Origin of the sequence: Leisingera sp. McT4-56 (assembly GCF_020514995.1) — a bacterium.
GTDB lineage: Bacteria > Pseudomonadota > Alphaproteobacteria > Rhodobacterales > Rhodobacteraceae > Leisingera > Leisingera aquaemixtae_A.
Genome location: NZ_JAJALF010000013.1, coordinates 89,568 through 100,991, shown reverse-complemented (window position 1 = coordinate 100,991; position 11,424 = coordinate 89,568). Strand labels below are relative to the sequence as shown.

The 11,424-nt window shown below is 60.9% G+C and carries 16 protein-coding genes; 8 read left to right on the top strand and 8 right to left on the bottom strand.

The window, feature by feature from the left end:
* The first annotated feature begins 6 nt into the window (after nt 1–6).
* From trxA to LHL23_RS15080, 3 genes are all read left to right on the top strand, one after another.
* Nucleotides 7–327 (top strand): thioredoxin, encoded by a 321-nt coding sequence (gene trxA, locus LHL23_RS15090; protein ID WP_019295334.1) that lies wholly within the window; start codon nt 7–9, stop codon nt 325–327.
* A gap of 151 nt (nt 328–478) precedes the next feature.
* On the top strand, nt 479–826 hold the full coding sequence (locus LHL23_RS15085) for a Lin0512 family protein (RefSeq protein ID WP_222476819.1): 348 nt from the start codon (nt 479–481) through the stop codon (nt 824–826).
* Entirely contained in the window at nt 823–1,194 is a 372-nt protein-coding gene (locus LHL23_RS15080) for a Lin0512 family protein (RefSeq protein WP_226430495.1), read from the top strand. Before LHL23_RS15085 ends, LHL23_RS15080 begins: the two co-directional genes overlap by 4 nt.
* Before the next feature lie 53 nt (nt 1,195–1,247).
* On the opposite strand, the gene LHL23_RS15075 is transcribed toward LHL23_RS15080, so the two are convergent.
* Entirely contained in the window at nt 1,248–1,439 is a 192-nt protein-coding gene (locus LHL23_RS15075; protein ID WP_226430494.1) for a DUF1127 domain-containing protein, read from the bottom strand.
* 221 nt (nt 1,440–1,660) lie between these two features.
* Here LHL23_RS15075 and hslV point away from each other — a divergent pair, with 221 nt between their 5' ends.
* From hslV to LHL23_RS15060, 3 genes are all read left to right on the top strand, one after another.
* The gene (hslV, locus tag LHL23_RS15070; protein ID WP_226430493.1) at nt 1,661–2,218 is read left to right on the top strand and encodes an ATP-dependent protease subunit HslV; all 558 of its coding nucleotides are present in this window, start codon (nt 1,661–1,663) and stop codon (nt 2,216–2,218) included.
* A gap of 63 nt (nt 2,219–2,281) precedes the next feature.
* Nucleotides 2,282–3,592 carry an ATP-dependent protease ATPase subunit HslU gene (gene hslU, locus LHL23_RS15065; RefSeq protein ID WP_226430492.1) on the top strand — a complete coding sequence of 437 codons (1,311 nt, stop codon included), beginning with the start codon at nt 2,282–2,284 and terminating at the stop codon, nt 3,590–3,592.
* 78 nt (nt 3,593–3,670) lie between these two features.
* A complete protein-coding gene (locus LHL23_RS15060) occupies nt 3,671–4,789 on the top strand; it encodes an alpha/beta hydrolase (RefSeq protein ID WP_222476834.1) in 1,119 nt (372 codons plus the stop codon).
* Between the two features lie 6 nt (nt 4,790–4,795).
* On the opposite strand, the gene LHL23_RS15055 is transcribed toward LHL23_RS15060, so the two are convergent.
* Genes LHL23_RS15055 through LHL23_RS15045 form a run of 3 tightly spaced genes read right to left on the bottom strand, consistent with a single transcriptional unit; the run spans nt 4,796 to nt 7,089 of the window.
* Nucleotides 4,796–5,383, bottom strand: a complete 588-nt coding sequence (locus LHL23_RS15055) for a Smr/MutS family protein (protein WP_226430491.1) — start codon at nt 5,381–5,383, stop codon at nt 4,796–4,798.
* Nucleotides 5,384–6,436, bottom strand: coding sequence for a murein transglycosylase A (gene mltA / locus LHL23_RS15050; RefSeq protein ID WP_226430490.1), 1,053 nt, complete (start codon nt 6,434–6,436; stop codon nt 5,384–5,386).
* Entirely contained in the window at nt 6,433–7,089 is a 657-nt protein-coding gene (locus LHL23_RS15045; protein WP_222476844.1) for a Tim44/TimA family putative adaptor protein, read from the bottom strand. Before LHL23_RS15045 ends, mltA begins: the two co-directional genes overlap by 4 nt.
* Before the next feature lie 115 nt (nt 7,090–7,204).
* On the opposite strand from LHL23_RS15045, the gene LHL23_RS15040 reads away from it, so the two are divergent.
* Both LHL23_RS15040 and secB read left to right on the top strand, forming a co-directional pair.
* Nucleotides 7,205–7,705: an FxsA family protein gene (locus tag LHL23_RS15040; RefSeq protein ID WP_226430489.1), complete on the top strand. Its 501-nt coding sequence runs from the start codon at nt 7,205–7,207 to the stop codon at nt 7,703–7,705.
* Nucleotides 7,706–7,761: 56 nt separating this feature from the next.
* Nucleotides 7,762–8,250 carry a protein-export chaperone SecB gene (gene secB / locus LHL23_RS15035; RefSeq protein ID WP_226430488.1) on the top strand — a complete coding sequence of 163 codons (489 nt, stop codon included), beginning with the start codon at nt 7,762–7,764 and terminating at the stop codon, nt 8,248–8,250.
* A 72-nt stretch (nt 8,251–8,322) separates the two neighbouring features.
* Here secB and dnaQ read toward each other — a convergent pair whose 3' ends face one another.
* The 4 genes from dnaQ to LHL23_RS15015 are packed head-to-tail and all read right to left on the bottom strand — an operon-like array spanning nt 8,323 to nt 11,063.
* Nucleotides 8,323–9,051 carry a DNA polymerase III subunit epsilon gene (gene dnaQ, locus LHL23_RS15030; RefSeq protein WP_226430487.1) on the bottom strand — a complete coding sequence of 243 codons (729 nt, stop codon included), beginning with the start codon at nt 9,049–9,051 and terminating at the stop codon, nt 8,323–8,325.
* Nucleotides 9,044–9,637, bottom strand: a complete 594-nt coding sequence (gene coaE / locus LHL23_RS15025; protein WP_226430486.1) for a dephospho-CoA kinase — start codon at nt 9,635–9,637, stop codon at nt 9,044–9,046. Before coaE ends, dnaQ begins: the two co-directional genes overlap by 8 nt.
* A complete protein-coding gene (locus LHL23_RS15020; RefSeq protein WP_226430485.1) occupies nt 9,634–10,467 on the bottom strand; it encodes a shikimate dehydrogenase in 834 nt (277 codons plus the stop codon). The genes coaE and LHL23_RS15020 overlap by 4 nt, the downstream gene beginning before the upstream one ends.
* Complete coding sequence (locus tag LHL23_RS15015; protein ID WP_226430484.1) at nt 10,464–11,063, bottom strand: Maf family protein; 600 nt, start codon at nt 11,061–11,063, stop codon at nt 10,464–10,466. Before LHL23_RS15015 ends, LHL23_RS15020 begins: the two co-directional genes overlap by 4 nt.
* Nucleotides 11,064–11,424: the final 361 nt, after the last annotated feature.

The window sequence follows — 11,424 nt, the reverse complement described above, 5'->3', positions numbered from 1 at the left end:
ATGCATATGTCCACCGTAGCCGTCACCGACGCCACTTTTGACGCCGAAGTCAAGAACTCCGATATCCCCGTTGTGGTGGATTTCTGGGCCGAGTGGTGCGGTCCCTGCAAACAGATCGGCCCGGCTTTGGAAGAGCTTGCCGCGGAATTCGGCGGCAAGGTGAAAATCGCCAAGGTCGACGTTGACAGCAATCCGAACTCCGCTGCCGCCATGGGCGTGCGCGGCATCCCGGCGCTGTTTATCTTCAAGGACGGCCAGGTGATCTCCAACCGCGCCGGCGCCGCCCCCAAGGCCGCGCTGCAGAGCTGGATCGAAGAGTCGATCTAAGCCGGATCCAAACGGATTTCCAAGGGCTGTCCCCGGCGGGACAGCCCTTTTTTATACCTGCGCACTGGTTCAGCCGGCGGCCTGAAACTGGCTCTTTCCTTTGGTGCCGCGGACTGCAACGTTCCGGGCTGGAACAATTTTAGGAGGCAGCATGGCCAAGACAAGGGTTCTCGTGGAATTCGGCATGGGCACGTCGCTGAGGCGCGAAGACTATACCGAAGCCGCCCGCCGGGCGATCAAAGACGCGCTGTGGCATAACTCCGTCAATATGGCGGAACTGTTCGATTTCCGTAAGGAAGACATGATCATCGACGCCGAGATCGGCGTACAGAAACCGGAGGCGGTGGACACAGAGGCGTTGCTGGAAATCTTCCCCTACGGCCAGCCCAATATCCGTGTTGTGGAAGGCGGGCTGGACGTCGGGAAACCAAACGGCGGGCGCACCGTGATCGCCAATGCAGCCGTGATCGTGTCGTTTGACCTGGAGGCGGCGGAATGAGCGAAAAACGCATCATCCTGGAAATGGGTACCGGCAACGACCTCTATGGCCAGGATTACACCAAGGCAGCCCGCCGCGCGGTGCAGGACGCGCTGCACCATTCTTCGATCACCCTTTTTGCCAAGCTTGGGATCGATCACAGCGAAATGCGGGTGGAGGTGACCATCGGCGTGCAGCAGCCGGAGATGGTGGATTGCGATCTGGTGGCGCAGGATTTGCCGCGGGGCAGAGCCAGCGTGCGCGCCGTTAAGGGCGGGCTGGATGTGGAGGATGCAGACGCCGGCAGCCGCCACGTGGTGGCAACCGCTGCGATCGAGGCCTGGCTGCCGGATCAGGCTGGGAAATACAAAATCACCGCCCCAAAATGAACAAAGCCGCCCATGTCAGGGCGGCTCATTCTAAGTCTTCGACCATTTCAGTCTCAGATCTTGGCGATGTCGGCGCGGCTCAGGCCGATGTCGTCCAGCTGCGCATCAGTCAGCTGTGCCAGTGCCTTGCGGGTCTCACGGGATTCGTACCACTCCACGATGGAGGTTTTCACGCTGGTCATGGCGTCGACCACACGGAGAACGGTGACTGCTCCGAGCGGCGCATGAATGTTTGCGGTCGTCATTTGCGCATATCCTTCTGAGAAACAGCCGACCCTGTGCCGGTTGTAAGCCCCATGTAGGATGCGCAGCTGAGTCCCGCAATTGCCGGTTCAACAGCCCCGCCTTGCGCTTTCTGCATAGCAGCAAAAAGCCTTGCAGCCGGTGCAGCACGCGGGATCCGGCCCTGTCCCTTGTGCCGGCGTGGGGATGGTTCCATATAGGGGGCAACTTAACGGAGGCATTTATGGCAGACGATCAATTCCCCGGCTGGCACGGCACCACTATCATAGGTGTCAAGAAGGACGGCCAGGTGGTCATCGCCGGCGACGGCCAGGTATCGCTGGGGCAGACAGTGATCAAGGGTACCGCCCGCAAGGTGCGCCGCCTGTCGCCGGGCGGCTTTGACGTGGTGGCGGGCTTTGCCGGCTCGACCGCAGATGCGTTCACCCTGCTGGAACGGCTGGAAGCCAAGCTGGAAGCCACCCCCGGGCAATTGGCCCGCGCCAGTGTGGAACTGGCCAAAGACTGGCGCACCGACAAATACCTGCAGAAGCTGGAAGCGATGCTGATTGTGACCGACGGAACCGACATGTTCGTGATCACCGGCGTCGGCGACGTGCTGGAGCCTGAGCATGATGTTGCTGCCATCGGTTCCGGCGGCAATTTTGCCCTGGCTGCCGCCCGAGGCATGATGGACAGCGATAGATCCGCCGAAACCGTGGCCCGGGATGCCATGGCCATCGCCGCCGATATCTGCGTCTACACCAACGGAAACCTGACCGTCGAAACTATCGGCGGCTAAGAATTTTCCTCAAGATTCTTAGCAAAACTTTTTCTGAAAAGTTTTGCCCTGGAAAGGACTGACATGACCGATCTGACCCCCCGCGAAATCGTCTCGGAGCTGGACCGCTTCATCATCGGCCAGAAGGAAGCCAAGCGCGCCGTGGCGGTGGCGCTGCGCAGCCGCTGGCGGCGCAAGCAGCTGGCTGACGACCTGCGCGACGAGGTGTATCCCAAGAATATCCTGATGATCGGACCCACCGGCGTCGGCAAGACCGAGATTTCCCGCCGCCTGGCCAAACTCGCGCGCGCGCCTTTCATCAAGGTGGAAGCCACCAAGTTCACCGAAGTCGGCTATGTCGGGCGGGACGTTGAGCAGATCATCCGCGATCTGGTGGACAGCGCCATTGCCCAGACCCGCGAGTACATGCGCGAGGACGTGAAGGCCAACGCCCACAAGGCAGCGGAAGACCGGGTTGTGGAAGCCATCGCCGGCAGCGATGCCCGTGAAGCGACCCGCGAGATGTTCCGCAAGAAACTGAAGGCAGGTGAACTGGACGACACGGTGATCGAGCTGGACGTGGCCGACACCTCTAACCCGATGGGCATGTTCGAAATCCCCGGCCAGCCCGGCGGCGGCAACATGGGGATGCTGAACCTTGGCGACCTGTTCGGCAAGGCGATGGGCGGGCGCACCACCCGCAAGAAGATGACCGTTGCCGAAAGCTATGAGGTGCTGATCGGCGAAGAGGCCGACAAGCTGCTGGACGACGAAACCGTCACCCGCACTGCTCTAGAGGCCGTCGAACAGAACGGCATCGTGTTCCTGGATGAGATCGACAAAGTCTGCGCCCGCCAGGAGACCCGCGGCGGTGATGTCAGCCGGGAAGGCGTGCAGCGCGACCTGCTGCCGCTGATCGAAGGCACCACCGTCAGCACCAAGCACGGGCCGGTCAAGACCGACCATATCCTGTTCATTGCTTCCGGCGCCTTCCACATCGCCAAACCGTCGGACCTGCTGCCGGAGCTGCAGGGCCGCCTGCCGATCCGGGTCAACCTCAGGGCACTGACCGAAAAGGACTTTGTCCGCATCCTGACCGAGACCGACAACGCGCTGACACGGCAGTACACTGCGCTGATGGGCACCGAGGAAGTCGAAGTGACTTTCACGGAGGACGGTATCGCTGCGCTGGCCAAGATTGCGGCCGAGGTGAACCAGACGGTGGAAAACATCGGCGCACGGCGGCTCTACACCGTGATGGAACGTGTCTTCGAAGAGCTCTCGTTCACGGCGCCCGACCGATCCGGTGAGGCAGTCACGGTTGATGCTGCATTTGTGAAAAAGAACCTTGGCGAGCTTGGGCGCTCCGCCGATGTCAGCCGTTACGTGCTGTAAACCGCCAGCGCCAGTCGCAGCCACTGGACAATGGCGGCAGGTCGGATAGCCTGCCGCCATTTGAATTTGGGGGCAAACATGAAGCAGGTCCTGCGCGCGGTTTGCGTTTTTCTACTGATCGGACTGGCGGGCTGTGCGGACAGGTCCTTCTCGCCGACAGTCCCCAGCGCCTTGAAGATCGGCACCCCGAAAACCGTCTTTGCCGCCACAAACCGCGAACCGCTGCCGGATGGCACATACGGGTCAGAGAGAACCGACGGATTCAGCCTTCTGGAACTTACGGTCTCCATTCCGCCGGAACACAAGCCCGGCTCGCTGAAGTTCGGTTATGGGGACCCGGATCCCACTACCGAGTTCACCATGGCCGGGCGCAGGAAATTCGAAAGTGAAGCGGCCTTTTCCACTAGGCTGCGTCAGGAGCTGGCCAAATTTCCCGCCGGCGAGCGGGACGTCACGGTTTTTGTGCATGGATTCAATTCCACCCAGGCAGAGACTGCGTTCCGGGCCGCACAGCTGACCCACGACATCAATGTTCCCGGCGCAACAGTGATCTATTCCTGGCCCAGCAAAGGCAAGGCGCTTGGCTATGCTTACGACGGAGACAGCGTTCTGTTTGCCCGGGACGGGCTGGAAATGCTGCTGCGCAAGCTGGGTGCATCCGGTGCCGGGCGGGTTGTCGTGGTTGCGCATTCCATGGGAGGCCTGCTGACCATGGAGGCTCTGCGGCAGATTGAAATCAAGACCCCCGGCTGGGCTGCCGGCAACCTTGGCGGCGTTGTGCTGATGTCACCGGACCTGGATGTTGACGTGTTCAAATCGCAGATGCAGCGCTTTGCCAAAGTACCGCAGCCTTTTGTGATCTTCGTATCGCAAAAAGACAACGTTCTGACCCTGTCTCAACGTCTGCGCGGATTGGACGGGCGCGCGCGGCTGGGCAATCTGAATAATATAGATGAAATCAGCGAACTGCCGGTAGAAGTCATCGATACCACTGCATTTGCCGATGAAGCTGAATCGCAGCATTTTGTTGCTGCGACCTCGCCGGCGCTGCTGGCCCTGCTAAAGGGGGCCCGGGAAACGACAGAGTCGTTCGAGAGGGATCAGGACGGGCTTCGCAGGATTCTGCCCGGCCAGATCATAGTCCGGGACAACGTCATTGCCGTGGCGCTGGCACTCCCGCCATCCGACAACAGATGACAGCCCTCAGCGGCAGCGCCGGAGGTAAACGTAGTAGGCGCCTTCACCGCCATGGCTGACATGGGCCGGCGTGACCTGCATCACCGCTTGCGACAGCGGCGGCAAGGCCAGCCACTGAGGCACCTTGTGGCGCAGCACTCCGCGCGGCACCGGCATCGGGCCCGGTTCATCCCGGTCCTTGCCTTTGCCGGTCACCACCAGCACCAGCCGCTTTCCAGAGGCCTGCGCCGACAGGATGAAGCGTGTAAGCGCAGGATGCGCGGTGTCGATCCGCATGCCATGCAGGTCCAGCTTGCCTTCCGGCCTGATCTTGCCGCGCTTCATCCGGCGGAAGGCCTTTTCGTCCATCTGCAGCGGATCACTGGCCAGGTTGCGGGCAATCGACGGCTTCAGGTCGTGTTTCACCGGCTTGGGTTTGGCATTGCTTCCGACCTTGAACGGCGCCAGGCGCGGCTCTGGCTGCTTGACCGGTTTGGGTTTCGGCATCGGCAGGGCTGGCGGAGTGGAATGCGCACCCGGGTGCAGCCGCTCGGTGTGCTTCACGACCTTGTGCCAGAGGTCGATTTCATCTCCTGTCAGTTTGCGCCGTGTCATTCAAAGATCTTCCGGCAGCATCGCATAGGCCCGCTGGATCGGCAGCAGCACAACCATCCGTCCCGGGTCTTTCATCGTGCCGGCGGCTTCACCGGCGTCGTCGCCTGTTCCGACAAAGATGTCGGCCCGCTGCGCCCCTTTGATCGCGGAACCGGTATCCTGCGCCACCATCAGCCGGCGCAGCGGCATGTGCCCGTCCTTTTCCACCCAAACCGGTGCGCCCAGCGGGGTGTAGGCCGGATCAGCGGCAATGGTTCGCATTGGTGTGACCGAGCGGTTCATCGCGCCAAGCGGCCCCTTGGACGCCGCCACTTTGCGCACCTCGCGGAAAAACACATAGGACGGGTTGTGGAACAGCAGCTCCTTGCCGTCCGCCGGGTTTCGCCGCACCCACGATTTGATCACCTGCGCGCTCACCTGGTGGGCATTATAAACGCCGCGGCGCACCAGTTCCTTGCCAATGGACTTGTAAGGGTGGCCATTGGCCCCGCCGTACCCCACGCGAATGGTCGACCCGTCGGGCAGGCGGATCCGGCCAGAGCCCTGGATCTGCAAAAAGAACAGCTCCACCGGGTCATCCACCCAGGCAATCTCCAGCCCGCGGCCCCGCATCACGCCTCCGGTCAGAATGTCCCGCCGCGGCAGCCAAAGATCAGTGCTGCGTGCTTCCGGCGGCATCTTGTAGACCGGATAGCGGAAGCGGCCAGTGGGATAGCGCGAGCCGTTCAGTTCAGGTTCGAAATAGCCGGTGAACAGGGCAGGGCTGCCGTCCTCGATCAGCACCGGGCGGAAAAACAGCTCAAAAAACGCCCGCGCACCGTCTGGTGATTGGGATCGCGCAGCGTTGCACAGCGCCGCCCAGTCAGGATCTTTAAGGTCCAGGCAGGTTTCCAGAAAGACCTTCAGCGCTGCAGCATGATCATCCTCTGCCCAGCCATCCAGCTGGGCAAAGTCCAGTATGCTGGACACGGTCTCGGATTGCGCCCCGGAGGCGGTCATCGCGGCACCTGCAATTGCAGCCGCCCCAAGTGCCCCCCGAAGCGCCGCAATCATGCGTCCGTCGCGACAAGCTGCCAGTTGGGATCGTCGCTGCCCATGGTGCGGGCAAAAACCCAGGTGTCCTTCTGGCGTTTGACCGCCTTGGGGTCGCCCTCGACGATGTCACCGCCGCGGTCACGCACGACCGAGGTCAGCTCTCCCACGAAACGCATGGTGATTTCCGCACGCCCGGACTGCGCGTCAAACCGTGCATCGGACAGGGTAGTTTCACGCACACCGATGAATTCGGCCTCGATCTTGTAACCCTGGTCTTCGCGCTGTGCGACGGCGTCCACGAAGCTTTCGAACACATCCTCCGCCAGGAACGGCTGGATATCATCCAGATTGCCGTGTTCGAACCCCATCAGGATCATCTCATAGGCGCCGCGGGCACCCTGAACGAAATCCTGCACCTGGAACGAGGGCTCAGCCCGTTTCATCGCAGCCAGGGCCTGAGCCTGCGTGCTGCCTTCTTCAACATAATCCGTGATGTCGCGGTCAGGGCCGCCTTCGATCACTTCCAGATCCGGGCGGCGGCTCTTGGCTTCCGACTTCGGCAGCGGCGGTTTCTCGAAACCTTCGCGTGTTCCCAGAACGCTTTTCAAGCGCAGGATCAGAAACACGGCGATACCGGCCAGAACCAAAAGCTGAATCACAGGCGACTCCATGGATACCTCATGCTAGGCGTTCGTGCTTTGTTTGAAACCAAAGCGGTCAGGTCTTATGTAGGTGACGGGCGGGGGCAAGTCTACCGCCCGGGTGTATGATCGCAAGGAAACCCTCATGTATCTCTTCCTGGCCTTTCTGATGGTTCCCATCATTGAAATTGCTTTGTTTATTCAAGTCGGCGGCGCCATCGGCCTGTGGCCGACACTGGCCATCGTGGTGCTGACCGCAGTGCTGGGCACCTGGCTGGTGAAGACCCAGGGGCGCATGGCAATGGGTCAGCTGCGGTCATCCTTCCAGCAATTGTCGGATCCGGCGGAACCTTTGGCCCATGGGGCGATGATCCTGTTTGCTGGCGCATTGCTGCTGACCCCGGGCTTCTTCACCGATGCCGCCGGCTTTCTCCTGCTGGCGCCGCCCGTGCGGCTGGCGGTCTACCGCTACATTCGCGCCCGTGTCACTGTGGCGCAGTTCCAGATGGGGCCAGGCAGCATGCAGGGCCGGCACTATCCCGGCACCGCCGGCAGGCCGGATGACATCATCGACGGCGATTACGAAGATGTGACGCCAGGACAGCGGCCCAGCGGCCCGTCGGGCTGGGTCGACGGGCCCCGTTGAGCTGGCCGGACCAAGCTGTTAAGCACGGTCCAAAGCATATTTTCAGGAGTATCCCGATGGCCGAAAACGGCGAAGCCCAGCAGCAGCCGCAAGTCCAGATGAACGTTCTGGCCCAGTTCATCCGCGACATGTCGTTCGAAAACGTGATGGCGCAGAAAGGCACCGGCGGCGAGGTTCAGCCCGACGTCAGCGTGCAGGTGAATCTGGATGCGAAAAAGCGCTCGGCCGAGAACCAGTATGAGGTTGTCACCAAACTGACCGTCGAGTCCAAAAACAAGGAAAGCGGCAACGTCTTGTTCGTGCTGGAGCTGGAATATGTCGGCGTCTTCAACATCGTCGGCGTGCCGGAGGATCAGCTGCATCCGTTCCTGCTGATCGAGTGCCCGCGCATGACCTTCCCGTTCCTGCGCCGCATCGTGTCCGACGTGACCCGCGACGGCGGCTTCCCGCCGCTGAACCTGGACAACATCGACTTTGTCGGGATCTACCGCAACGAACTGGCCCGCCGCCAGCAAGAGGCTGCGGCTGCGGCAACGCCGCAGTAAGGTGTCAATCCTTTGAAACAGAAAACGCCGCTGAAATTCAGCGGCGTTTTTCTTTGGCGGCTTTCTTAAAGCTCATGACGCTTTCCACAAAGCGCCGTCGCCCATTTTTTCGACAAACGCCTCATGTGATGCCAGTTCTTCCGCGGTGATCCGCGGCGGCAGCGGAGACTGCCGCGGGGCAGGGCGCCAGTCGTCTTCCACCTGCGCATTGCCTGCAGAGGAGGTCTGCGTTGACAGGCCAAAATCGGGCTGCCGCCCGCCGATCAGCTCCAGATAGACATCCGCAAGGATTTCGGAGTCAAGAAGCGCCCCGTGCAGGGTTCGGTTGGAGTTGTCGATATTGAACCGGCGGCAGAGCGCATCCAGCGTCGCCGGCGAGCCCGGAAACCGCTGGCGCGCCATCGCCAGCGTATCGATGGCCTGTTCCATCGGCAATTTGGGCAGCCCCATCCAGTCGAGTTCCGCATTCAGGAATTTCATGTCAAAGCTGGCATTGTGAATGACCAGCTTGGAATTCTGCACAAAGTCCAGGAACTTCTGGCCGACCTTGGCAAAGACCGGCTTGTCGCGCAGCGTTACCGCACCGGGTTCGGGTTTCTGCGGCGGTTCCAGCAGGTCCGGGCCGATACCATGGACAGAAAAAGCCTCAGCCGGCATTGACCGTTCCGGGTTGATGTAAACGTGAAACGTTTCCCCGGTCGGCATATGGTTGTAGAGTTCCACCGCGCCGATCTCGACGATCCGGTCCCCGGAAAACGGATCAAACCCGGTGGTTTCGGTATCGAGAACGATTTCACGCATGGCCCAGCTTGCTCCTGATATCTGCGAGGATCTCTGCCACCTGTGCGACGGCATGGTCGAGCGTATCTGTCTCGATCACATAGTCGGCGCGGGAGAGTTTCTCCTCGATCGGTATCTGTTTCTGCAGAATATGCCGGAATTGCTCAACCGTCATCGTGCCGCGGGCAAGAACCCGCTGTTGCTGGGTCTGTGCATCCACTGTCACGCAGGCCACCGCATCCATTTCCGCATAGCCGCCAGTTTCAAACAGCAGCGGGATGTCGAACACCAGAATGTCGCTTTGGGCCGTTGCCCGGAACGCCGCCCGGTCCTGAGCGACCAGCGGATGCACGATGGCCTCGATGCGCTTCAGCGCCTCCGGATCGTTACCGATTATCCGCTTCAGCGCGGTGCGGCTGACCTCGCCATTCTCTACCGCCTCAGGAAAGGCCGCCTGCATAGGCTGAACCGCAGCGCCCCCCTTGCCATAAAGCCGGTGCACCGCTGCATCCGCGTCCCAGACCGCGCAGCCTTGCGCAGCGAATAGCTGGGCCGTAGTGCTTTTGCCCATGCCGATGGAGCCGGTGAGGCCAAGGCTGAAACTCATCCGAGCACCGCTTCCCGCGTGGCAGCGTCAACTTCCGGGCGGTGGCCGAACCAGCGCTCAAACCCAGGCACCGCCTGGTGCAGCAGCATGCCCAGCCCGTCGACCACGGTGCAACCCGCGTCCTCTGCCGTTTGCAACAGATCGGTTTTCAATGGCGCATAGATAAGGTCGGTCACCACCGCGCTTGGCTGCAGGCCGTCCAATGGAACCCGCAGACGCGGCTTGCCCACCATGCCAAGCGAGGTGGTGTTCACGATCAGCGCACCTTCTTCGATGACATTTCCGGCCTGAACCCATTCCACCACTTTGACCCGGTCGCCGAAGTCCTTGTGCAGCTGATCAGCGCGGCCGCGGGTGCGGTTGGACAGCAGGATTTCCGGCACGCCGGCCTCCAACAGCGAGGCGACAACGGCCCGGCAGGCCCCGCCAGCGCCCAGCACGACGGCAGGTCCAGTCTGCGGATCCCAGTCCGGTGCCCCCTGATGCAGGTTGGTGATGAATCCATAGCCGTCGGTATTGTCGGCCATGACCGTTCCATCCTCGCGGAAGATCAGTGTGTTGGCGGCACCTATCAGTTTAGCCCGGTCCGTCACCTTGCCGGCGATCTCCATCACCGCTTCCTTATGCGGAATGGTGACATTGGCGCCAACGAAACCCATCTTTGGCATCGCCTGGATGGTTTCAGCCAGGTCATCCGGCTCCACCTGCATCGGAACATAATGGCCTGCAATGCCATACGTCTTCAGCCAGTGGCCATGAAGCTGCGGGGATTTGGAATGCGCGACAGGACAGCCAATAACGCCGGCGAGCGGGATTCTTGCTTCTGTCATTGCTCAATCACCCCTTGAAGACCCAGGTAACTGATAAGCTCCATAAGCGGCAATCCCAAGACATTAAAGTAGCTGCCGTCGATACTGGCGAACAACCGGACACCTTCCTCCTCCAGCTTATACGCGCCAACGGCGTGGCGGATGCTGTCCCAGTTCCGACTGACATAATCCGCCAGATAGGTGTCAGAGCATTTACGCATCACCAGGCGGACTTGCCCGACATGCCGCCATATGGGTTCGCCGTCCCGGTAAATCACGGCCGCGGACAGCAGCATGTGGCGTTTGCCGCGCATCGCCTGGAGCTGGCGCAGCGCTTCTTCTGCGCTGGCGGGTTTGGATAAAAGACTTCCTTCGAAATCAAGCACCTGATCACAGCCCAGCACCAGTCTTCCCGGGTGTTTGCCGCTGATCTTGCGCGCTTTCGCCTCTGCCAGCGCATCGGCGATGTCCCGCGGCGGCGCTTCTTCGGCCAGCAGCGCCGATTTGATCGCATCCTCGTCCAGGCGCGGAACATCGCAGTCGAATTCTATGCCCGCCTGGCGCAGCAGATGCGCCCGGATTTCGGAGCCGGAGGCCAGCACAATGTGGGCAGTCATGTGGAAAACCCCGTGGGAAAGAAGCAGATCGTTTCAGGACGTTTTGTATGGTTTTCCGCGGTTAAGTAAAGACTCCAGGGGTTGACGCAAATCTCAGGATTCAGCCGGCTGAGTCGTCCTTTGTGAGTCAGGATAACTTTGAATCCGTGGATATGCCGGCTCTCCCCGGATCATCCCGGCGTTATCCCCAAGTTCAGATTGGTAAACCGCACCTTAACAAGCCTTGTTTACAAGACGGTAAGGAAATTTTCGCGGCTTCTGTCCCATGTGCGCTGGAATCTTATCCCTGCTGGGGATAAGCGAAGGAAGATTCAGTTATCCACTGGAATCCACGCACACTACAAAAACATCATCCTTCTAA

Bases quoted from the DNA above. Each gene is read 5' to 3' on its own strand.
- trxA (WP_019295334.1), top strand. From the start codon at position 7: ATGTCCACCGTAGCCGTCACCGACGCCACTTTTGACGCCGAAGTCAAG.
- LHL23_RS15085 (WP_222476819.1), top strand. From the start codon at position 479: ATGGCCAAGACAAGGGTTCTCGTGGAATTCGGCATGGGCACGTCGCTG.
- LHL23_RS15080 (WP_226430495.1), top strand. From the start codon at position 823: ATGAGCGAAAAACGCATCATCCTGGAAATGGGTACCGGCAACGACCTC.
- LHL23_RS15075 (WP_226430494.1), bottom strand. From the start codon at position 1,439: ATGACGACCGCAAACATTCATGCGCCGCTCGGAGCAGTCACCGTTCTC.
- hslV (WP_226430493.1), top strand. From the start codon at position 1,661: ATGGCAGACGATCAATTCCCCGGCTGGCACGGCACCACTATCATAGGT.
- hslU (WP_226430492.1), top strand. From the start codon at position 2,282: ATGACCGATCTGACCCCCCGCGAAATCGTCTCGGAGCTGGACCGCTTC.
- LHL23_RS15060 (WP_222476834.1), top strand. From the start codon at position 3,671: ATGAAGCAGGTCCTGCGCGCGGTTTGCGTTTTTCTACTGATCGGACTG.
- LHL23_RS15055 (WP_226430491.1), bottom strand. From the start codon at position 5,383: ATGACACGGCGCAAACTGACAGGAGATGAAATCGACCTCTGGCACAAG.
- mltA (WP_226430490.1), bottom strand. From the start codon at position 6,436: ATGATTGCGGCGCTTCGGGGGGCACTTGGGGCGGCTGCAATTGCAGGT.
- LHL23_RS15045 (WP_222476844.1), bottom strand. From the start codon at position 7,089: ATGGAGTCGCCTGTGATTCAGCTTTTGGTTCTGGCCGGTATCGCCGTG.
- LHL23_RS15040 (WP_226430489.1), top strand. From the start codon at position 7,205: ATGTATCTCTTCCTGGCCTTTCTGATGGTTCCCATCATTGAAATTGCT.
- secB (WP_226430488.1), top strand. From the start codon at position 7,762: ATGGCCGAAAACGGCGAAGCCCAGCAGCAGCCGCAAGTCCAGATGAAC.
- dnaQ (WP_226430487.1), bottom strand. From the start codon at position 9,051: ATGCGTGAAATCGTTCTCGATACCGAAACCACCGGGTTTGATCCGTTT.
- coaE (WP_226430486.1), bottom strand. From the start codon at position 9,637: ATGAGTTTCAGCCTTGGCCTCACCGGCTCCATCGGCATGGGCAAAAGC.
- LHL23_RS15020 (WP_226430485.1), bottom strand. From the start codon at position 10,467: ATGACAGAAGCAAGAATCCCGCTCGCCGGCGTTATTGGCTGTCCTGTC.
- LHL23_RS15015 (WP_226430484.1), bottom strand. From the start codon at position 11,063: ATGACTGCCCACATTGTGCTGGCCTCCGGCTCCGAAATCCGGGCGCAT.